Annotated in this window: 19 protein-coding genes; 5 read left to right on the top strand and 14 right to left on the bottom strand. The window is 31.2% G+C overall.

Annotated features, from left to right (window positions below; genetic code table 11):
* Window positions 1-2: 2 nt before the first annotated feature.
* Genes ABD730_RS15580 through ABD730_RS15595 form a run of 4 tightly spaced genes read left to right on the top strand, consistent with a single transcriptional unit; the run spans window position 3 to window position 5,168 of the window.
* Window positions 3-1,592, top strand: coding sequence for a 4Fe-4S binding protein (locus tag ABD730_RS15580; RefSeq protein WP_215927109.1), 1,590 nt, complete (start codon window positions 3-5; stop codon window positions 1,590-1,592).
* 32 nt (window positions 1,593-1,624) lie between these two features.
* Complete coding sequence (locus ABD730_RS15585; protein ID WP_344715851.1) at window positions 1,625-2,317, top strand: glycosyltransferase family 2 protein; 693 nt, start codon at window positions 1,625-1,627, stop codon at window positions 2,315-2,317.
* Entirely contained in the window at window positions 2,314-3,804 is a 1,491-nt protein-coding gene (locus tag ABD730_RS15590; protein WP_282030506.1) for a cellulose synthase family protein, read from the top strand. The genes ABD730_RS15585 and ABD730_RS15590 overlap by 4 nt, the downstream gene beginning before the upstream one ends.
* On the top strand, window positions 3,801-5,168 hold the full coding sequence (locus tag ABD730_RS15595; RefSeq protein WP_334465351.1) for an MptA/MptB family glycosyltransferase: 1,368 nt from the start codon (window positions 3,801-3,803) through the stop codon (window positions 5,166-5,168). Before ABD730_RS15590 ends, ABD730_RS15595 begins: the two co-directional genes overlap by 4 nt.
* A gap of 37 nt (window positions 5,169-5,205) precedes the next feature.
* Here the strand turns inward: ABD730_RS15595 and ABD730_RS15600 are convergent, their stop codons facing one another.
* The 13 genes from ABD730_RS15600 to ABD730_RS15660 form a co-directional block, all read right to left on the bottom strand.
* The gene (locus tag ABD730_RS15600) at window positions 5,206-5,577 is read right to left on the bottom strand and encodes a hypothetical protein (protein ID WP_215927105.1); all 372 of its coding nucleotides are present in this window, start codon (window positions 5,575-5,577) and stop codon (window positions 5,206-5,208) included.
* A 180-nt stretch (window positions 5,578-5,757) separates the two neighbouring features.
* On the bottom strand, window positions 5,758-6,171 hold the full coding sequence (locus tag ABD730_RS15605; RefSeq protein WP_215927103.1) for a VOC family protein: 414 nt from the start codon (window positions 6,169-6,171) through the stop codon (window positions 5,758-5,760).
* A 76-nt stretch (window positions 6,172-6,247) separates the two neighbouring features.
* The gene (locus ABD730_RS15610; RefSeq protein ID WP_215927101.1) at window positions 6,248-6,574 is read right to left on the bottom strand and encodes a hypothetical protein; all 327 of its coding nucleotides are present in this window, start codon (window positions 6,572-6,574) and stop codon (window positions 6,248-6,250) included.
* Between the two features lie 136 nt (window positions 6,575-6,710).
* Entirely contained in the window at window positions 6,711-8,240 is a 1,530-nt protein-coding gene (locus ABD730_RS15615) for a bifunctional GNAT family N-acetyltransferase/carbon-nitrogen hydrolase family protein (protein ID WP_344715854.1), read from the bottom strand.
* Window positions 8,240-9,217: a deoxyhypusine synthase family protein gene (locus tag ABD730_RS15620; protein ID WP_215927097.1), complete on the bottom strand. Its 978-nt coding sequence runs from the start codon at window positions 9,215-9,217 to the stop codon at window positions 8,240-8,242. The genes ABD730_RS15615 and ABD730_RS15620 overlap by 1 nt, the downstream gene beginning before the upstream one ends.
* Entirely contained in the window at window positions 9,207-10,148 is a 942-nt protein-coding gene (gene speB / locus ABD730_RS15625) for an agmatinase (protein ID WP_344715855.1), read from the bottom strand. Before speB ends, ABD730_RS15620 begins: the two co-directional genes overlap by 11 nt.
* 176 nt (window positions 10,149-10,324) lie before the next feature.
* Window positions 10,325-11,773, bottom strand: a complete 1,449-nt coding sequence (locus tag ABD730_RS15630) for a type III PLP-dependent enzyme domain-containing protein (RefSeq protein ID WP_344715857.1) — start codon at window positions 11,771-11,773, stop codon at window positions 10,325-10,327.
* A gap of 547 nt (window positions 11,774-12,320) precedes the next feature.
* Window positions 12,321-12,704: a hypothetical protein gene (locus ABD730_RS15635; protein ID WP_334465367.1), complete on the bottom strand. Its 384-nt coding sequence runs from the start codon at window positions 12,702-12,704 to the stop codon at window positions 12,321-12,323.
* 117 nt (window positions 12,705-12,821) lie between these two features.
* Complete coding sequence (locus ABD730_RS15640) at window positions 12,822-13,661, bottom strand: pseudouridine synthase (protein ID WP_215927091.1); 840 nt, start codon at window positions 13,659-13,661, stop codon at window positions 12,822-12,824.
* Window positions 13,662-13,773: 112 nt separating this feature from the next.
* Window positions 13,774-14,676: a geranylgeranylglycerol-phosphate geranylgeranyltransferase gene (locus ABD730_RS15645; RefSeq protein WP_215927090.1), complete on the bottom strand. Its 903-nt coding sequence runs from the start codon at window positions 14,674-14,676 to the stop codon at window positions 13,774-13,776.
* A gap of 55 nt (window positions 14,677-14,731) precedes the next feature.
* Window positions 14,732-15,661 (bottom strand): mevalonate kinase family protein, encoded by a 930-nt coding sequence (locus ABD730_RS15650; protein WP_344715860.1) that lies wholly within the window; start codon window positions 15,659-15,661, stop codon window positions 14,732-14,734.
* 40 nt (window positions 15,662-15,701) lie between these two features.
* Window positions 15,702-16,793: a diphosphomevalonate decarboxylase gene (locus ABD730_RS15655; protein ID WP_344715861.1), complete on the bottom strand. Its 1,092-nt coding sequence runs from the start codon at window positions 16,791-16,793 to the stop codon at window positions 15,702-15,704.
* Window positions 16,794-16,891: 98 nt separating this feature from the next.
* The gene (locus ABD730_RS15660) at window positions 16,892-17,425 is read right to left on the bottom strand and encodes a DUF1697 domain-containing protein (protein ID WP_334465379.1); all 534 of its coding nucleotides are present in this window, start codon (window positions 17,423-17,425) and stop codon (window positions 16,892-16,894) included.
* 346 nt (window positions 17,426-17,771) lie between these two features.
* Between ABD730_RS15660 and ABD730_RS15665 the strand changes: the two genes are divergently transcribed.
* The gene (locus ABD730_RS15665; RefSeq protein ID WP_344715863.1) at window positions 17,772-19,916 is read left to right on the top strand and encodes a response regulator; all 2,145 of its coding nucleotides are present in this window, start codon (window positions 17,772-17,774) and stop codon (window positions 19,914-19,916) included.
* Here ABD730_RS15665 and ABD730_RS15670 read toward each other — a convergent pair.
* Window positions 19,883-21,100 carry a BaiN/RdsA family NAD(P)/FAD-dependent oxidoreductase gene (locus tag ABD730_RS15670; RefSeq protein WP_344715865.1) on the bottom strand — a complete coding sequence of 406 codons (1,218 nt, stop codon included), beginning with the start codon at window positions 21,098-21,100 and terminating at the stop codon, window positions 19,883-19,885. The genes ABD730_RS15665 and ABD730_RS15670 overlap by 34 nt on opposite strands.
* Window positions 21,101-21,132: the final 32 nt, after the last annotated feature.

The raw sequence follows: 21,132 nt of genomic DNA on the forward strand, positions 1-21,132 counted from the left end.
AAATGAGCAATAAATTAAACCATAGTATGTCTTTAGCAAAACCAGATGCTTTAGATATTAATAATAAACAAAAAGTAGCTCTTGCCATAGGTGTTATTGGCTTATTTATTTTAGCCTTAGCGCTTTTTAATACTAATTTTCCCAATAAAGGTTTATTTCTTACACTGTCGTTAGGATCTATAATTGGCGGTATTATCATGTATTCTAGAGAAGCTTACCTTACAAAACTAGAAGGCATAAAGAATGATGGTGTTTGGTTTAAATCTATTTCCTCTCGTGGAGTTTGGGGTTGGATTGTTGGTGTGATTTTAACCACCTTCTATATTGTACTTTATTTCTTTCCTAAATATCTAGGTTTAGGTACTGACGGAGCAGAAAACACGGGTTTAATTAGTTTATTTGATCCTTTGAGTCAACTCTTGAGTGGCAGAAATGCGAGCCAATGGTTTGTTTACGGCACCTTGTATACCGTTGCTATTTTAGCTTTTGGATATAAATTTATTCTAAAATACAGACATAATCGTTACCAACAATTACGTACCGTTTCAGTGATGTTTTTTCAATTGGGTTTTGCCTTTTTGATTCCTGAATTTATGTACGTTATGAACAACGATTTACCATACTACGACCTTAAAAGTATATGGCCTCTTAATTATTACATTTTTGATGAATGGTCTGTAAAAGGATTTTTATCTAATGGAAATATTGGCTTGGCGTTACTCATATTTGGTATCCTATCCATCTTTGTTATAACTCCAATCTTAACTTATAAATATGGAAAACGTTGGTACTGCTCTTGGGTTTGTGGTTGTGGCGGATTAGCAGAAACTGCTGGTGATTCTTTTAGACAATTATCGTCTAAAAAAATGTCGGCTTGGAAATTAGAACGTTGGTTAATCCATACCGTTTTAGTATTTTCTATTGTAATGACTGTTGCCATGGTGTACACCTACTTAGGCTATGATAAAAATGATTTCTGGCTGACCAGAGGTGTTTTTATAAGCTTAGTCATTGGCTTTTTAACTTTAGTATTTGCCGCAGTGATGTTCTTTAAACGACAAGAATTAGGAAAAGATGCAAAATACGGAGCTATAGGATTTTTTATTGTCATTGCTCTTTTATTGATTATGCATTTTACAGGCACCACAGATCATCTATTTTATATTAAAGCTGGCGCCTTAAGATCTGCTTATGGCATTTATATTGGATCCATTTTTTCTGGAGTTATTGGTACAGGATTTTATCCCATTTTAGGAAACCGTTCTTGGTGTCGTTTTGGTTGCCCTATGGCAGCAATTCTTGGATTCCAACAGCGTTTGTTTTCAAAATTTAGAATTACCACTAATGGTGGCCAATGTATTTCTTGTGGTAACTGTTCTAACAGTTGTGAAATGGGTATTGATGTAAGACACTATGCGCAAAAAGGAGAAAACATCGTACGCTCTAGTTGTGTTGGCTGTGGTATTTGTTCTGCTGTTTGTCCAAGAGGTGTTTTAAAATTAGAAAATGACTCTATGAAAGGACGTATTAATCCAACAGAAGTCCTTTTAGGAAACGATGTTGATTTAATGGATTTAGTAAATCAAAAATAAGAAGATTACTTTTACACTTTCAAATACACTAAATGCCCAACATAAAAGTTATTATTCCTGCTTATAACGAAGAAGAATCAATTCCTCTCGTCATAAAAGACATACCTTCTATTGTCAATGAAATTATTGTGGTTAGTAATAATTCTACTGACAACACTGAAATTAACGCCAAAAATGCAGGTGCAACAGTTTTAGTCGAAAACAGAAAAGGTTATGGTTATGCGTGCTTAAAAGGCATGGATTATATTTCTAAACTAGAAAAAAAACCAGATATCGTTGTTTTTTTAGATGGTGACTACAGTGATTACCCCGAAGAATTAACAAAAATCATTCAACCTATCTTAGAGGATAATATTGATTTTGTAGTTGGTGCTCGTGTTAAAGAATTACGAGAAGAAGGCTCTATGACCTCTCCGCAAATTTTTGGTAATTGGCTAGCAACAAGCTTAATGGCCTTGTTTTTCCGCTCAACATTTACAGACTTAGGCCCCTTTAGAGCCATTACATACAAGAGCCTTTTAGGCTTAAATATGGAAGATAAAACATATGGTTGGACTGTTGAAATGCAATTAAAAGCTTTAAAACAGAAATTAAACTATAGGGAAATTCCTGTTAATTATAGAAACAGAATAGGTGTCTCAAAAGTTTCAGGAACGATAAAAGGTGCTATCTTTGCAGGCATAAAAATCTTAGGTTGGATTTTTAAATACAGTTTTAAAAAATGATTCTCGAATCAATCGTTATTGTTATATACACCATTGCCATTGTACTTATATTTATGTACGCTTTGGCGCAACTAAATTTACTTTATAATTATTTATCTTCGAAAAAGAAAAGGCAAGATTGTGAAACCTTTGATTTTTCCAATTCTGAAGAAATTCCTTTCGTTACCATTCAACTTCCCGTATATAACGAAATGTATGTAATGAAGCGTTTATTAGATAATATTGCGCTTTTAGAATACCCAAAAGATAAATTAGAAATTCAAGTTTTAGATGATTCTACTGATGAGACTATTGCAACTACAAAAGCACATGTAGAGCAGTTGGCCAAAACAGGTTTAGATATTACACATATTACGAGAACAGATAGAAGCGGATTTAAAGCTGGTGCGCTTAAAGAAGGTTTAAAAATAGCTAAAGGTGAGTATATTGCTATTTTTGATGCTGACTTTTTACCACAACCTAACTGGTTAAAACGTACCATTCCTTATTTTAAAAATGAAAAAATTGGTGTTGTACAAACACGTTGGGGACATATTAATAGAAATTATTCTTTATTAACCAAAATTCAAGCTTTTGCTTTAGATGCTCATTTCACTTTAGAACAAGTAGGTAGAAATAGCAAAGGCCATTTTATAAATTTTAACGGCACCGCTGGTGTATGGAGAAAAACTTGCATTATAGATGCAGGTAACTGGGAAGGTGACACCCTTACTGAAGATTTAGATTTAAGTTATAGAGCACAACTAAAAAACTGGGAATTTAAATATTTAGAAGATGTAGAAACTCCAGCTGAATTACCAGTTGTTATTAGTGCTGCACGTTCTCAACAATTTCGTTGGAATAAAGGTGGAGCAGAAAACTTTAGAAAAATGCTTTGGCGTGTTATAAAGTCTGATAATATTTCTACAAAAACAAAAGTTCACGGTTTACTACATTTATTAAATAGTACAATGTTTTTAAGCATATTCACAGTGGCTATTTTAAGTATTCCAATGTTATATATAAAAAATGAATATGCGCATTTAAGAAACTACTTTTATATTATGAGTTTCTTTGTAATGAGTACTATTATTTTCTTTGTGTGTTATTGGTTTATGTACCGTAATATTTATGGTAGTGGTTTTAAAAAATTCTTTAGTTATATAGGAATGTTTTTCACCTTTTTCTCTATCGCCATGGGCTTTTCTTTACATAATTCTATTGCTGTAATCGAAGGTCATATAGGCAAACGAAGCGAGTTTGTAAGAACTCCTAAATTTAATATTAGCACTATTAGAGATTCATGGAAAGGCAACAAATACATTATAAAAAAGATGTCTCCTCATGTTATTATTGAAGGTATTTTAATGCTTTATTTTGCTTTTGGTATGTACAGTGCATTTGTGGTTGGTGACCAAGGTGGTGACTTTGGATTGTTTCCGTTTCACTTAATGCTATTTATTGGCTTTGGGTATGTATTTTTTAAATCATTAAGTTCTAAAGTGTGATTGCGCTTTGGAAATATCACAAAATTCCATTTCTATTTTTTATTATTAGTAGTGCTTTCTATGCTTGGTTTGCGTATGATTTAATGCGTTGGGACACCATAGAACTATTACTAATTTACATTACTCTCTTTTTTTTAGCTTTTCAAATAATTAAGAAAACCGGTTTTAACTTTAAACTTTTAGTTGGTTTTTCTATTCTGTTTAGATTGCTATTTCTTTTTGCTATCCCTAATTTATCTCAAGATTTTTATCGCTTTATTTGGGATGGCCGTATGATTTTAGAAGGTTTTAATCCTTACCTATACACACCAGATTCTTTTATTAATAATCTAAAATTCCCTATAAATCAAGCTCAAGAATTGTACAATGGCATGGGAAGCTTAAGCTCCTCTCACTTTTCTAATTATCCTCCTTTAAATCAATTTTGTTTTGTTCTGGCCAACCTATTACCAGGAAAGAGTATTCTAAGCTCAGTTATTGGATTAAGGCTCGTTATTATAGCAGCTGATCTTGGCACACTATATTTTGGAAAGAAACTTTTAGAACGCTTAAAATTACCTTCAAGTAGAATATTTTGGTACATTTTAAATCCGTTTATTATCATAGAATTAACAGGGAATCTTCATTTTGAAGGTGTCATGATTTTCTTTTTCATTTGGTCATTGTATTTATTACTCTCTGGAAAATGGAAATGGGCTGCTGTGGTTTTGGCTTGTTCTATTTCTGTAAAATTAATTCCACTAATGTTGTTGCCCTTATTTTTTGGATGGTTTACATCTAATACCATAGATAAACAAAATAATACATTAGGATTCATAAAATTAATTACATTCTACGCCATTGTAGGAGCAACTACATTGCTATTATTCTTACCGTTCTTTTCTATGGAATTTTTGAATAATTACTCAAAAACTGTTGGACTTTGGTTTGGAAATTTTGAATTCAATGCTAGTGTTTATTATCTGGCAAGAGCCATTGGTTATGCTATAACGGGTTATAATGAAATTGCCATTATTGGAAAAATTTTACCCTTAATTTCAGTGCTTATTATTTTAGGATTTACATTCTTTAAAAAGCATACTAATTTACCAAACTTAATAACCTCAATGCTTTTAGTACTTACCCTATACTTTTTTTTAAGCACAACTGTTCACCCATGGTACATTGCAACCTTAATAATATTAAGTGTTTTTACCAATTATAAATTTCCACTAGTTTGGTCTTTGGTAATTGTACTAAGTTATTTGGCCTATTCTAATACTAACAATTCTGAAAATTTATGGGTTATTGCTTTAGAATACAGTATTATAATTTCCGTTTTTGTTGGGGAAGTTTTAAAACAAAAAAGACTGCAAGTTTCCTAGCAGTCTTATTTTATTGGCTATTGGTTTGATGTTATAATTACAACCTCTTAACCTGTATTAATTTATAACTCTCATAGGTTTCTATAAAACCGTTTTCATCTTCTTCTTCATATTCTGTAACCTCATATATAATCTCAAAACGCTTACCAATAAGGTCATTAGATTTTAGATTCACTGCTTTTAGAGCAGCTTCTGTGATTTCAGTAAAATAAACAATTGCCTCACTGTCTTCATCATCTTCATCTTCTCTAATAATAAAAGCATAGCCATCTTCTGCATCGTAACCATCAAAAGTTGCAACCTTAGTTACTTTAATCTTATTTTGATTAATTTGATTTGTAATTGAAAATGCATTTGCGCTTAAAACCATGACCATAAGCACAAATACTGTTATTTTTTTAGTATTCATCGCATTAAATTTTATACTGAAATAATTCAGTAATAATTAAAATTTTTAGTTTGTGGTTTTGGGATTTTGCCACCTCAAGCCCAAATGCTTTTAGATTACAACCTCTTGGTTATAAATACTGTGGAACTTTAAAAGACGTTATTTTTTGTCTATTTCTGTTTTAAAATAAAAAGTAATTCATTATACTTTAAATATATCATCAGAGTCTTTAAAACTCTTAAACTCTAACATATAATCGTTTGAATCTTTAATAAAAAACGATAAATGTTCACCTGTTTGATCTTTTAAAAACGTGGTTTGAGTTACCACTTTTAAATTCAGATTATTCAGTTTTGCATAGAGTTCTCCCCATTTTTCAACATCTACAATAACACCAAAATGAAATGAAGGCAACATCTTACCTTCAAAGACATAATTTGGGCTATTGAAATTGAATTTCTCGGCTTGAATAAATGTTAGTTGATGACCAAATAAATTTATATCTATCCAATTTTCGTTAGCTCTTCCCAAGGAAGCTCCAATGTTATTAATGTAAAAATTTTTAGTTTCTTCTACACTTAAACAAGGTAACGACATGTGAAATGATGTTTCCATAATTCAACCATTTTAAAATTTATAACATTTTAACATACAGTAAATTACAAAATATTCTTAACGTAGCAACACTAATTTAGTCAAAATCTTCACCTTCGGCTCCTGGCTCTAAATCTGGGTCAACTACAGCATCTGGATCATCATCTGCAAAGTCTTCATAATCATCTTCATCATAGTTTTCCATCGTCTGTTCTAACTTAGTACTTACTTTTACTAAATACTTAGTGTCTTCTGTAGTGACTTCTACGGCTTCGACTGTTTCGTTTTTTGCATTTTTAAACGAGATAACATTATCGTCGTCATATCCATCAGGATATTTCTCTACCAGAAGTGCTAAAATTTCTGGTGTTAATTTTTTAAAATCAACTATAACTCGTTTTAAATGTGCGTCTTTTGGTTTCATCAGGTAAATTCTATTTTTTTCTATATGTCAGATGTTATATCCATTTTAAAAATGATTTTCCATGATAAACTTTTAGCAATGGATATGTCATTCTTTAATAATATTTCTGAAGCTATTTTTTTTTTAAATATAATACTTATTTATTTACACGAATAACATCATATACATCTTTTCTTCGATCTTTTAAATTTTTTACAGCTCCAAAGGAATGTAATTCTCTTAATAAACTCAAGTCTACATCTGCAACTAGAATCATTTCTGTATTAGTAGTCGCTTCTGCTTTTATTCCATTACTAGGAAATGAAAAATCACATGGTGTAAATACAGCCGACTGTGCATATTGAATATCCATATTATTTACATTAGGCAAATTTCCTACACTACCTGCAATGGCAACATAACACTCATTTTCAATAGCTCTAGCTTGAGCACATAAGCGTACTCTAGAATAGCCATTTTGTGTATCGGTTAAAAATGGTACAAATAAAATATCCATACCTTCTTCTGCCAATAACCTTGATAATTCTGGAAATTCTGAATCGTAACAAATTAAAATTCCTATTTTTCCTGCATCAGTTTCAAAAGTTTGTAGTTTATGGCCTCTTTGCATTCCCCAAACTTTAGCTTCGTCTGGTGTTATATGAATTTTCTCATAACGCTCTAAACTCCCATCTCTTCTACACAAATACCCAACATTAAACAACTTGTTATCAATTAATTCTGGCATACTACCTGTAATAATGTTGATATTATAAGAGATTGATAATTGTTGCATTTTTTCAACAATAATAGCGGTATACTTTGCCAATTCTCTAATAGCATCTGGCTCGTACATATGATTGTATTTTGCCATTAATGGTGCGTTAAAAAATTCTGGAAACAAGGCAAAATCAGACCTATAGGCCGCAACACTATCTACAAAATATTCTACCTGCTGCATTAATTCGTCCAAACTATTGTAGGTACGCATTTGCCATTGTATAAGGCCTAATCTAACAACTGTTTTTATAGCACTTGTTCTTTTACTTTTTTTGGTATAATAAATATTATCCCATTCCATTAAAACTGCATATTCATTTGAAGCTGTATCTCCTTCTAAATAGCCTTTTAGAACTCTAACGGGATGAAAATCATTAGAAATTTGAAAATTTAAAACCGGATCGTGAATTTCCTTGCGCTTTACTTTTTCAATATATTCTTTTGGTGTAAGCTCTTTATATTTATGAAAATTTGGCATTCTACCACCAAAAACAATACCTTTTAAATTTAGGTTTTCACAGATTTCTTTTCTGTAATCGTATAACCGTCTTCCTAAGCGTAAACCTCTATATTCTGGTTTTATAAAAACATCAATTCCGTAAAGCACATCACCATTTGGGTCGTGTTTCTTAAACGAATCGCCTTTTATGATATCTGCATACGTATGTTCGTCATCAATACTATCATAATCAACAATAAGCGACAAGGCACAACCTGCAATATTACCATCAATTTTTATTACCACTTGCCCTTGAGGAAAAATAGATGTTAAGCGCTCTATGTGGTGTTTTTTCCAATAGGAATCTAAAACACCTCCATAAGATTCTAAGGTTGCAGATTTTAATTCCTCAAAATCATCAACGGTTAAAAACTTTAATTCTATATTTTCAATTCTATGCTCTTCCATTACATATCTAAAAGATAAGCAAAAATTAATGGTGCTACAATGGTCGCATCACTTTCTATAATAAATTTAGGAGTGTTAATATCTAATTTTCCCCATGTTATTTTTTCATTTGGAACAGCTCCAGAATAAGATCCATAACTGGTTGTACTATCACTAATTTGGCAGAAATAACTCCAAAATGGTGTATCTGTACGTTCCATATCTTGATATAACATAGGCACTACGCAAATAGGAAAATCTCCTGCAATACCTCCTCCTATTTGAAAAAATCCAATACCATTTTCAGAGTTATCGGTATACCAATCTGCTAAAAATGTCATGTACTCTATTCCAGATTTCATGGTACTTGCTTTTAACTCGCCTTTTAAAACATAACTAGCAAAAATATTCCCCATAGTACTGTCTTCCCAACCAGGACAAACAATAGGAAGGTTTTTCTCTGCTGCAGCATACATCCAAGAATCTTTTAAATCTATTTCATAATGCTCCTCTAAAACACCAGATAACAATAATTTGTACATATACTCATGTGGCAGGTAACGCTCTCCTTTAGCTTCGGCATCTTTCCATATTTTAACGATATGTTCTTGAATACGTCTAAACGCTTCCTCTTCAGGAATACAAGTATCTGTAACACGATTTAACCCTTTTTCTAATAAATCCCATTCGTCTTGAGGTGTTAAATCTCTATAATGAGGCACACGTTTGTAATGGCTATGTGCTACTAAATTCATGATATCTTCTTCTAAATTTGCACCAGTACAAGACACAATTTGCACCTTATCTTTACGAATCATTTCAGCAAAAATCTTACCTAATTCTGCAGTACTCATAGCTCCAGCCAAAGAGACTAACATCTTTGCTCCAGAATTGAGTTGTTCTTCATACCCTTTTGCCGCATCAACTAAAGCTGCTGCGTTAAAGTGCAAGTAATACTTTTCTATAAATTTTGAAATTTCTCCTTTATTAGTAGTCATCTTCTGTATTGAATTTAGATTTTTTGTTTCCTTCGTTAGTTGAATTGTTAAAATTACTTTCAAAATCATCTTCTATATTTTGATCTTGAAATTTGTAACTTAACATTTTGTAATACAATTTAGCCGCTAAGAAATCTGAAGATTTCTCCTTTTCATTAGGACATAATTCTACAATATCAAAACCAACTACGTTCTTTTCTTCAAACACTTGTTTTAAGAATTCTAATGTTTCATAATATAGTAAACCACCTGGTTCTGGTGTGCCCGTACTTGGCATAATTGAAGGATCAAAAGCATCTAAATCAAAAGTAATAAACACGTTATCTGTCATTTGATCGATTGCAGCATCCATCCAACTATCATCTTCGGCCATTTCATGAGCAAAATAGGTTTTCTCATCATCCATAACCGTTTTTTCAAGGATATCCATAGAACGAATACCCACTTGAATTAAGTTTGTCGTTTGACTCGCTTCATAAACGGCACAAGCATGGTTGCATGTAGAACCTTCGTAGCTTTCACGTAAATCGGCATGTGCATCAATATGTAAAACCGTTAAATCATCAAACATTTCATTAAATGCTCTAATGGTTCCGATAGACACAGAGTGTTCACCACCAAAAACAGTAACAAATTTATTCTTCTTAATGTATCGTTTTGTTGCTTGATGAACTGCTTCTACCATAGCTTCTGGAGAATCATTTTCTGTGACAGCATCTGCTAAAAACACACCTTGTTGATACACTTCAGAATCGGTTTCAATATCGTAAAGTTCCATGTTTGCCGAAGCATCTAAAAACGCATCAGGACCTTTGTCTGCTCCTTTTTGCCATGTACTTGTACCATCATAAGGTACAGGAATTAATACAATTTTAGCCGTTTCTAATTTTGCTAATTCTTCTGGAATACCAGCGTAAGTTTTTGTTTTCATAATCTTATCCCGTGAAAACGGGAATCTTATTTAATTGTACTTAAATTTTTATTTTATATTCTTGAAAGAGGTTTCGACTGTGCGCAACCTGACAAAATGGTTTTGTGTAACCTTTTGTTTCAATTCATTTTTTACGTAAAATAATTCGATTCAAATTATATGTTCATAAACTTCAACTATATTCTACTTTCAGAAAGCGAAGCGGTCTTTACGATTTTCGCTTTTTTCTCGGTATCATAACCTAAGATACCCAATAGATTTTCGCTTTTTTGTTGCTCTGCAAATACCTTAGTATTTAAATTACCGTCGGCATCTTTTTGAATTAAAACATGCTTTGGTGTAGGTATTAAACAATGTTGTAACCCTCCAAATCCTCCAATGGTTTCTTGATAAGCTCCTGTATTAAAAAAGCCAATATATAAAGGTTTGTCTTTATTGTATTTTGGCAAATAAATAGCATTTACGTGTTGCTCGCTATTGTAGTAATCATCACTATCACAAGTTAATCCTCCTAAAAGAACACGCTCATAGCTATCTTGCCAACGGTTTATTGGTAACATCACAAAACGTTTGTTAATAGCCCAAGTATCTGGTAGTGTTGTGATAAAAGAAGAATTAATCATGTTCCATTTTTCACGATCGTTCTGTTGTTTTTGGTATAAGATTTTGTAAATCGCTCCTCCACTTTCACCAACTGTAAAACTGCCAAATTCTGTAAAAATATTTGGTGTAGCTACTTCTTCCTCTTCGCAAACAATTTTAATTTGGTTTACAATTTCATCTACCATATAGGCATAATCAAAATCGAAAGCCAATGAGTTTTTAATTGGAAATCCTCCACCAATATTCAAACTATCTAAAGTTGGACATATTTTCTTTAAAGCTGTATAGACTTTTAAACATTTGTGCAATTCGTTCCAGTAATAGGCATTATCTCTAATACCTGTATTAATAAAAAAGTGTAACATCTTAAGCTCTACCTTTTTATTCTTCTGTATTTGATTTTTGTAAAAAGGCACAATATTTTTATACCCAATACCTAAACGTGAGGTGTAAAATTCAAATTTTGGTTCTTCTTCTGAAGCAATTCTAATACCTACTTGAAATTTGCCTTTAATTTCTTGAGATAATAAATCTATTTCTTCATAATTATCTATAATAGGAATGGCATTTTTATGTCCATCATTTATAAGGTCTGCAATATTAGTAATGTATTGTTCGCGTTTAAAGCCATTACTTAATACGTAGGTTTTATTGGTTATTTTACCTTCTTTTTTAAGTGCTTTAATAATATCAATATCAAAAGCAGAAGAGATTTCAATATGAATATCATTAGTTAATGCTTCATCTAACACATGCTTAAAATGCGAACTTTTAGTACAATAGCAGTAATTGTATTTGCCTTTGTAATCGTACTTCTCAAATGCATCAGCAAACCATTTTTTAGCCCGTTGAATGTTATTAGAGATTTGTGGCAAATACGTAAATTTTAATGGTGCTCCATATTGCTCTACTAGTTTCATAAGATCAATATCGTGAAACTGTAAGTTTTTATCCTCAAGCTTAAATTCTGGCTGAGGAAAATCGAAAGATTGATCGATAAGATCAATGTATTTATTGTTCATGTTGTAAAAAATGTCAAGTATAGATTAATAAAATATAAGCGTGGTACAAGTTGTATTGACGTTATATCATACTTGAATTTGGCTTTGTGTCGTAGGAACAAAACCATATATATGCTGACTGGCAGCAATTGTAGAAGCGGAAGTTAGCTCTAAAATTCGGTTACTTATCTTATAAGCGGCTTTTGAATATGACTTCCTAATTTTCAAAAACCCGAACGTAAAAACACGTTTCAATTGTTCAGCTAAATGCGCAACAAATGTAATTTATTTTTTAATATGGAAAACTTTTTTTTATTTTTTTTTACACCAATAAAAAAAACCATTAAACTAGAACACATAAGCCTTCTAGTTGATAATGGTTTTAATAATTTTAAAACAAATACAGTATTAACTCCAATTTAAAGCGAATTATTAATCCTAAAACACCAATTTTTAATACATGGTTTTTATAATTTTTACCTTTATTTAAGAGGTCACTTAATTGTTTTAGCTTTTACTATTTAGAGTAAAACGAAAGATTGTTTAGATTGACAAAATGATATTTTGACTATAACACTGTCAAGGTATCATTAGTATCTATCTCTACCTCAATAGTATCGCAATTCTCTAAGCTTAATTGTACTTTTTGACCATAATCAAATTCATTAGAGGCTATAACTACAACATTGTCGCTAGACAATTCAATCCAATCACTATCTGATCCAAGAGGAATACTCCCAGAATATAGCGTGGTATAGTTATCATCTATATCGTAAATAAGAAAATTGTAGCCATGCACTCCATTGTTAGTTATTCTAACTTGGGGCAAATCATCAACACAATTTTGTGCTTCTGGGGCTAAGATTTCTGAAGTTTCATTAACTTCATTAGGTAAGTTTGTTGTGCAATTTACTATAAGTAAAAGCACTAAAAGTAGTTTTACATTCTTCATAAGTAGGTTATTTTCATTCTATTTGGGGCTGCAATATAGAAAAAAAAATAACCTAGTCGTTAAAATGTACTATTTATTCGACAAACGGTAATTTTTTAAAAAAATGTCGTTTAAAAATTAAAGCATTTTTAAGGTGTTCACCTCTTGTTCTGTTAGGTGTTTCCAGTGACCGCGAGGAATATCTTTTTTGGTTAAATGACCAATAGCTACACAATCAATTTTTACAATATCATAATTGAGATGGTCAAATATGGTACGTAAAATGGTATTTCCCGTGTTTTTAATTTTGATTCCTATTTGAGTTTTAGACTCACCTTGAATATAGCTAATCTCCTCTACTGTAATTAATTTGCCTTCGACTTTAAAACCTTCTTGAATCTTTTTTAAATCTTCATATTTTAGGTTCTTATCTAATTCTACCTGAAATAATCTTGCCACACCATTTTTAGAATTGGTGAATTTTTGCACGATCTTATCATCATTTGTAAATAATAATAGACCTAACGAGTTTCTGCCCAAACGGCCAATTGGCTTTATGTTTGCATTTGTAGCATTGGCTACCAAATCCATAACCGTTTTACCTTTGCTTTCTGCAGTTGTAGTTGCAAACCCTTTAGGTTTATTTAATAATACATACGCTTTGGCTTCTGGTGTAATACGACTACCATCAAACCTAACTTCATCAGTACGTTTTACTTTATAACCCATTTCGGTTACGACTTTACCGTTAACAGAAACCAAACCAATGGCTATATTTTCATCTGCTTCGCGTCGTGAACACATGCCTGAATTAGCAATATATTTATTTAAACGGATTTCATCTGAATTAGATGGTTTTTCAGACTTCGTTTTCTTTTTATAAGGAGCATTTCCTTTAGCAAAACTTCTTGTTTTACTATTAGCGTTTCCTCTTCCTGAAGTCTTTCCTTTTCCTTTGCTATCTTGTTGTTTGCTCATGGTATATAAATTTTTGCAAAGGTATAACAATAGTTCACATTTTTTACTTAAATAGTAGAGTAGTTTAAATACTAGGTATTGATATAACGATACAAAGCACTATTAATGAAGTTTATATCCTATTTAGAACAATAGATACATCAATCAATAAAATAGAAAACACACCAGCAACAATAATAAACTTAAGCATGTTGTGAAGAATAAGATAATGGGCTTTATTTTCAGATTTCCACAGAATGAGTAAAAAGATGAAAAGCAACACAATACTGAGATAAAAGAAATAGTACATATACCCAATCTTAAAAAATAAGACAAGAATGGCTGCTGAAATTATAGTTAAAATCGCGACTACGGTAAGCATAACCTTAGATACTTTTTCTCCATAAACAACAGGAACCGTTCTATAATTAAGTGCTAAATCTCCTTTAATATTTTCTAAATCCTTAGTAAGTTCTCGCATTGATATTAATAAAAACAAGAATATAGCATGGGCAAAAACAACTTTTTCAAAATTTTGATAATAAATAAATACAGCAAAAAATGGAGTTACTGTTAAAATTGCTGATACAATATTACCTATTATTGGTTGCTTTTTTAAACGGTGCGAATACAGCCAAATAGCAAAAATATATGCTGCAAAAAATATTACGGCTTTAAACGACACATAACTAGCAAAAACAACGGCAATAAAATTAAGTACAAAATAAAAGGACAGTTTGGTGTTTTGACTCACCAAACGATCTAACATGGTTTTCCTGGGTTTGTTTATTAAATCTTTTTCAGAATCATAGAAATTATTAATAATATAACCTGCCGCAATGGTAGCAGAAGAAGCTAGCACTAGCATTAAAAGATTAAGACTTAATAGAACAGACTTTAAGGGCTTATCGTGAGCAAAAATATAAACTGAAGCTAAATACTGAGCAATTACAACAACTAAAATATTGTATCCCCTAACTACTGAAAATAGGCTAAAAAATTTGAGAAGAATGTGTTTCTGTCGTCTTGATAACATGACTGATTTTTAGAAAACACTTAGACTGTGCTCAGTGTTGTGGCAACATTTGGACTTAAAAATTATAGACTACCTCTAACTTTTGGCCTTTTAAAGCTTCTTGGGCTCTATCTATATTTTTAGTAAATCCAAGAATATAGCCTCCACCACCAGAACCACATAATTTTAAGTAGTAATCGTTAGTTTCAATACCTTTTTTCCAAAGCTCATGAAATTGAGAAGGAATCATAGGTTTAAAGTTGTTTAATACGACCTTAGATAATTGCTTTGTATTTTTAAATAACGATTTTATATCGCCTTTTAAGAAATCATCTACACAAGCATCGGTATGCTTGATAAATTGGTCTTTTAGCATACTACGGAAACCTTCATTTTTCATGTTTTCCATAAAAATACTAACCATAGGTGCTGTTTCACCAACAATACCACTATCTATTAAAAATACCGCTCCTTTTCCTTCGGTCTTTTGAGACGGAATTCCGGTAGCTTCTATATTATCTTTAGAATTTATTAAAATAGGAAGACTTAAATAACTGTTTAAAGGATCTAATCCTGAAGATTTACCATGAAAAAAAGATTCCATTTCAGAAAAAACAGCTTTTAACTTTAGCAGTTTTTCACGTGTTAAATTCTCTAAAACAGTAATTTTATCATTGGCATATTTATCGTAAATCGCAGCCACTAACGCACCACTACTTCCCACTCCATATCCTTGCGGAATGGAAGAATCAAAGTACATTCCTGCCTCAACATCACGTTGTAATGTGTCAATATCAAAAGTCACTAAATCTTTATCTAATTCCCTTAAATACACTACAAAACGCTTTAAACTCTCATTTGAACTTATAGCTTCTGGTGTAGAATTATTTTCTGCTTTTAATGCTCCATTATAAAAATTATATGGAATAGATAAGCCTTTAGAATCTTTAATAATTCCGTACTCACCGAATAAAAGAATTTTAGAATAAAATAGTGGTCCCTTCATGTATTGTAAACAGTTACTTTAACAAATATACGTATTAAAATTATATTTGGTTGGCTCCATGTCCAATTTGATCGCAAATATAATGTCCGTTTTGACAATAGTTAGCTAATTCATTCTTAATGAATTGCAGGACATCATCCTTTTCTTTTTCTGGATAAAGAACATGAACATTTGCTCCTGCATCTAGCGTAAAACAAATTTTTGAATCTGTTTTTTCTCTGAATGCCCAAATTTTATTAATGATTTCTAATGTATTTGGTTTCATTAATATAAAATAAGGCATGCTCGTCATCATCATAGCATGTAGCGTTAAGGCTTCACTTTCTACAATTTTGATAAAGGCATTTAGGTCTCCGGAAGCTAGAATTGTTTTCAGTTTTGCTAAATTATCATGCGCTTGGGCAAAACGTTTTGTTGCAAATGGATGACCATACATTAATTGATGACCGACCGTACTGCTCACTTGTTTTTCTCCTTTATCTACTAATAAAATAGTGTCTTGATAATTTTTAAAGTTTGCATGTACATCTCCTTCAAATTTTACACCATATAAATCAGAACTACCAACAATACTTTCATTTTTTCCCCAAACCACAAGTTCTCCTTCAATACTTCTACAAGCACTTCCTGAACCTAAACGCGCAAGGAATGATGCTTTTTGATTGAAATAATCTTGGAACTCTACATTGTCGCTCTCAGGTACAGACAGCTCCTTTTCAATACTCATTAAGCATAAGGCAATAGCACTCATACCAGATGCTGAAGACGCAATACCTGAGCTATGTGGAAAGGTATTTGATGTTTCTATTTTAAAATGATAATCCTTTAAAAAAGGCATATAAATTTCAATACGCTCAAAAAAGGTTTGAATTTTTGGTTTGAAAGCTTCGTTTTTTTCGCCTTCAAAATAAATATCAAAACTAAACCCTTGGTTATCCTTCTTTATATAAGTCATTTCGGTAATGGTTTTACAATCTGAAAGTGTAAAACTAATAGACGGATTTTCGGGAATTTGATGTGCTTTTTTCCCCCAATATTTCACCAAAGCAATATTACTTGGTGAAGCCCATTTTACGGAACCCTTATCAATATTGGAATTGTAGGATTTAAGAATAAAGTCTTGTTCTGTCATTGCGTACTAAATATCTGACCAAGACTGCCTGGAGGCAGACTTTTCAATTGCATCTTATAATTATCTGCAAAAATAAGTAAATTCTAAAGGTTCTTACTTTATTCTTCTGACAATGCAAGTAGTTTTACCATTGTCTTATAATTTCTTGACGTTGCATTGACTTTCATTTTTTTTTCAAAATAATTAACATTGAATTTTGCTCGCCCATACCCCTTTGGGCAAAACAGATAAATACAATCATTAAAAATAATATATTCATCATCTGGGTATATTTTTAGAGATGCTTCTTTAACTAAATATTCATCAGGAATTTCATTAAGTACTATAAAATAACTTTCGGCTTTTTTAATTGTTTCAAAAGGATTATTATCAAAAATCATAGATAATTCAGCTCTACTTTTAACCATAACAGGAACCACGAACCCAAAGTGATTTAAAATGGATTTCTGAATACTTTCTTCTAAAGCTTTTGCATCATTATTTGAAGATTGAAAAATAACATTTCCACTTTGAATATAAGTTGTTACATTTTTTAATCCTGATTTTAAAAGTAATTCTCTTAACTCAGCCATTACAACTTTTTTGTGTCCACCAACGTTTATCCCTCGTAACAATGCGATATATGTAATCATAAATTAATAGTCTTAAGCTTGGTAAACAAATGTAATAATACTAGCGCCTCTTACAATGTTAAACAAACAATAGAATGGTATTAGAAAAAAAGAAGGTTTATTATAACTTAAGCTAACACAACAAAAAAAATCTATAAAAAGCAATAAAAAACGTTTAAGTAACAATAGTTTTATGAAAAAGTGTAATTTTGCCCACTAATAGACTAATTACATGTGTTTCCCCAAATTGAACACTGTTATTATTTTGTTTATAGCCCTAATTACAAATGTTTCTTTTGCACAAGCACAAGAATCACTTATAAACATAAATAACAGTTCTTGCACCTTTAACAGTTATAAGCTGGATATGCTCGTAAAAAACGACAGTCTTTATAAGGCAACTGTTCTACTTAATGATGCCATACGTTTTTCTAAAAAATATAATTTTAAGGACACTGAAGCCAAATCCTACAATGCTTTAGGGCAAGTATTAACCAAAATGTCTAATTTCAAGAGGGCTGAAAGCTACCATGTAAAGGCATTAAAAATATACGATTCTCTTAACCAAGACAAAGGTCGAGACCTTTCTTACTCAGGCATACTAAATTCATATGTTTTAGGTAAGAACTATTCAAAATTTGATAGTCTATATCCAATAGCTCAAGACATATCAAAACAACTTAACAGTGAAATATATTTTATAAATCTTAGGTACAAAATAAAAAAAGACTACTACAGTTTTGATAATGCTAGCATGCTAGAGTCTAGCAACATAGGCATAACAGCTTTAGAAACTACTAATTTTGATTCCTTAAATTATTCTAAGAATTATAGAATAGAAAATCTGAAAAAGAATTTACATCAATCTTACCAGTATTACAATGCTATTGCACATGTTAAATTATCTAATTTTAAAGTAGAAGAAGATTATAAGCCATTGTTTTTAATAAATGAAGATGAGCTAAAAGCGTCTATTTCTACAGATATTAATTCCTATAGAAAAATAGCATCTTTAAATTACTACAAATACCTTTATTATACCAATAGCAATAAAAATTTAGATTCTGCCAATAAATATCTTTTAAAATCTGACACCTATAAATACACAGCACTTAATAATATAGAGCTAAAGAACATTAGAAATGGTGAGTTAGTAGATAAAATTATTAATGCTGAGCAAAAGCTAGCTACAGCAAATGAAACCCGTAAAAAAGAAGCACTAAACTCACAAATATTCTTAGTAAGTACTATTATTATGAGCCTTACTTTAGCCATAATACTTACTGTTTTTTACTTTTATTTTAAGGCCAGAAAAAATATTGTAAAGATTAACGAAGCATTAAAAGCTTCTAATTCTAAACTTATTGCCATTGACAAAGACCGCTTAGAGTTTTTCTCAATACTCAGCCATGAATTACGTACGCCAATTTATGGTATTAGTGGTTTAGCAACACTTATAGATCAAGAAAATGATGTTATTAAAAAGCAATCGTATTTAGATTCATTAATATCGTCAAGCAACTATTTATCTATATTAATAGACAATATTTTACAAGCTAACAGACTTAAATTTGACAATAAAACCCTTAGATTAAAACCAGATAAAATCGAAAAAATTGTTAGTCACGTTGTGAGCACAATTGCAGTAGCGGCTAAAAATAAAGATTTAGAGTTGATTGTTAATATTGACAAATCAGACAAAAATGAAAATATTTTGGTCGATAAAGTAGCTTTTAGTCAAATATTAATCAATTTGGCTTATAATGCTATACGTTACACCAAAAAGGGTTCTATTACGATTAATGTTATAGAAAAAAGCAGAAATGATGAAGAAATCACTTTACGCTTTGAAGTTAAAGATACTGGTATTGGTATTAAAGAGGAACACAGATCTGTTGTTTTTAGTGCTTTTGAAAACAAGACGTTTTTAAATAAAAATAGCAGTGGTTCTGGTTTAGGATTATATATTGTAAAGACCTTATTAAAAAGCCACAATGCTGATATCGATTTTATATCTACACCTAATAAAGGCTCTTGCTTTTTCTTTGAAATAACATTTCAGCTTTCTATGTCAAAAGAAAATAAAAGTACACCCACACTTTTCACACATAGAGACATGCGTGTTTTAATTGTTGATGACAACAAAATTAATCTATTAATCACGAAAAAGAATATTGAAAAAATTGAAGGTTACAGTTGCCAAACAATCTCTAATGGTAAAGAAGCGATATGTCTTGTAAAAGAGAAAGATTTTGATTTAATATTGATGGATATTAACATGCCAGACATGGATGGTTATGAAGTAACAAAGCATATAAGAATGTTTAATCCTTATATTCCTATTTTAGCACTTACGGCTTTAAATTCTTCTGAAATTTCTGCAAAAGCTGAAACTTCAGGAATAAACCAAATTATTACTAAACCTTATATTTTTGAAGATTTTAAAGCTATAATTCTATCTTATCGCACAATGTATAATCAATCCAATATTATAGATGCAGAAGCAATATAAGCTCCCGTCCATGCATTTTGAAAATTAAAACCACCTGTAACAGCATCTACATTAATAATTTCGCCTGCAAAGTAAAGGTTAGGAATTAGTTTACTTTCAAAAGTTTTAAAATTTACTTCTTTTAAATCTACGCCTCCAGCTGTTACAAACTCTTCTTTAAACGTGCTTTTTCCTGTAACCTGAAAAATCGCTTTTGTTAATTGCTCTGCTAAATCTTCTAATTGCTGTTTATTAATATCTGCCCAACGTTCATTTTCTCCAATATTGGCTGCCAGAATTAACTGTTTCCAAAGGCGTTTTGGCAAATCAAATTGTGTTGAATTAATAAGGGTCTTTTTGGCATATTCTTGTTTGCAATTTTTGAGTTCGTCTAAACAGCTCTCAGTATCTAAGCTTATAAAATTAACTTCGATTTGAAAGTTGTAATTCCGCTTTGCTAATTCCACAGCACCAAATGCAGACAGCTTTAAAATCGCTGGCGCACTCATACCAACATGTGTAATTAGTAATGGTCCATTAGACTCTAAATCTGTACCAACAACTTTAACTTCTACCTGTTTTGCTACAACACCTGGAATATCTTTAATGCGTTTATCTTTAATATCAAAAGTGAATAGCGATGGTACTGGTTGTATAATGGTGTGTCCTAAATCTTCGAGTAATTTCCAGATTTTAGGATTACTTCCTGTAGCCATTAATACCTTTTTAGATTGAAAAACTCCTTGCGATGTTTCAATTTTAAAACCATCTGTTAAAGTATCAATAGATTTTACAGCATGATTATACAATACCTCAACACGATGCTTTTCTGCTTCGTTTAAAAAACAATCTATAATGGTTTGTGAAGAATTTGAAACCGGAAACATTCTGCCGTCTTCTTCAATCTTTAACTCCACTCCACGTTCTTCAAACCAAGCAATAGTATCTCCTGTCATAAACCTATGAAAAGGGCCTAAAAGTTCTTTTTCTCCTCTTGGATAATTTAAGACCAATTCAGATGGAATAAATTCGGCATGCGTCACATTGCATCGCCCACCTCCTGAAATTTTCACTTTTTGCAAACCTTCTTTACCACGTTCTAATATGGCAACAGACAAGTCTGGATGTTGTTCTGCAATGTTAATAGCAGCAAAAAAACCTGCAGCTCCTCCTCCTATGATAATGATATCTTTGTGATTAGACATTGATTGGTATTGATAATTTTGTTGAACCTTTA

It is taken from the genome of Winogradskyella damuponensis (genome assembly GCF_039538385.1).
Classification (GTDB): domain Bacteria; phylum Bacteroidota; class Bacteroidia; order Flavobacteriales; family Flavobacteriaceae; genus Winogradskyella; species Winogradskyella damuponensis.

Excerpts from the sequence above, each read along its gene's own strand:
- ABD730_RS15580 (WP_215927109.1), top strand. The coding sequence starts at position 3 with ATGAGCAATAAATTAAACCATAGTATGTCTTTAGCAAAACCAGATGCT.
- ABD730_RS15585 (WP_344715851.1), top strand. The coding sequence starts at position 1,625 with ATGCCCAACATAAAAGTTATTATTCCTGCTTATAACGAAGAAGAATCA.
- ABD730_RS15590 (WP_282030506.1), top strand. The coding sequence starts at position 2,314 with ATGATTCTCGAATCAATCGTTATTGTTATATACACCATTGCCATTGTA.
- ABD730_RS15600 (WP_215927105.1), bottom strand. The coding sequence starts at position 5,577 with ATGAATACTAAAAAAATAACAGTATTTGTGCTTATGGTCATGGTTTTA.
- ABD730_RS15605 (WP_215927103.1), bottom strand. The coding sequence starts at position 6,171 with ATGGAAACATCATTTCACATGTCGTTACCTTGTTTAAGTGTAGAAGAA.
- ABD730_RS15610 (WP_215927101.1), bottom strand. The coding sequence starts at position 6,574 with ATGAAACCAAAAGACGCACATTTAAAACGAGTTATAGTTGATTTTAAA.
- ABD730_RS15615 (WP_344715854.1), bottom strand. The coding sequence starts at position 8,240 with ATGGAAGAGCATAGAATTGAAAATATAGAATTAAAGTTTTTAACCGTT.
- ABD730_RS15620 (WP_215927097.1), bottom strand. The coding sequence starts at position 9,217 with ATGACTACTAATAAAGGAGAAATTTCAAAATTTATAGAAAAGTATTAC.
- speB (WP_344715855.1), bottom strand. The coding sequence starts at position 10,148 with ATGAAAACAAAAACTTACGCTGGTATTCCAGAAGAATTAGCAAAATTA.
- ABD730_RS15630 (WP_344715857.1), bottom strand. The coding sequence starts at position 11,773 with ATGAACAATAAATACATTGATCTTATCGATCAATCTTTCGATTTTCCT.
- ABD730_RS15635 (WP_334465367.1), bottom strand. The coding sequence starts at position 12,704 with ATGAAGAATGTAAAACTACTTTTAGTGCTTTTACTTATAGTAAATTGC.
- ABD730_RS15640 (WP_215927091.1), bottom strand. The coding sequence starts at position 13,661 with ATGAGCAAACAACAAGATAGCAAAGGAAAAGGAAAGACTTCAGGAAGA.
- ABD730_RS15645 (WP_215927090.1), bottom strand. The coding sequence starts at position 14,676 with ATGTTATCAAGACGACAGAAACACATTCTTCTCAAATTTTTTAGCCTA.
- ABD730_RS15650 (WP_344715860.1), bottom strand. The coding sequence starts at position 15,661 with ATGAAGGGACCACTATTTTATTCTAAAATTCTTTTATTCGGTGAGTAC.
- ABD730_RS15655 (WP_344715861.1), bottom strand. The coding sequence starts at position 16,793 with ATGACAGAACAAGACTTTATTCTTAAATCCTACAATTCCAATATTGAT.
- ABD730_RS15660 (WP_334465379.1), bottom strand. The coding sequence starts at position 17,425 with ATGATTACATATATCGCATTGTTACGAGGGATAAACGTTGGTGGACAC.
- ABD730_RS15665 (WP_344715863.1), top strand. The coding sequence starts at position 17,772 with ATGCTCGTAAAAAACGACAGTCTTTATAAGGCAACTGTTCTACTTAAT.
- ABD730_RS15670 (WP_344715865.1), bottom strand. The coding sequence starts at position 21,100 with ATGTCTAATCACAAAGATATCATTATCATAGGAGGAGGAGCTGCAGGT.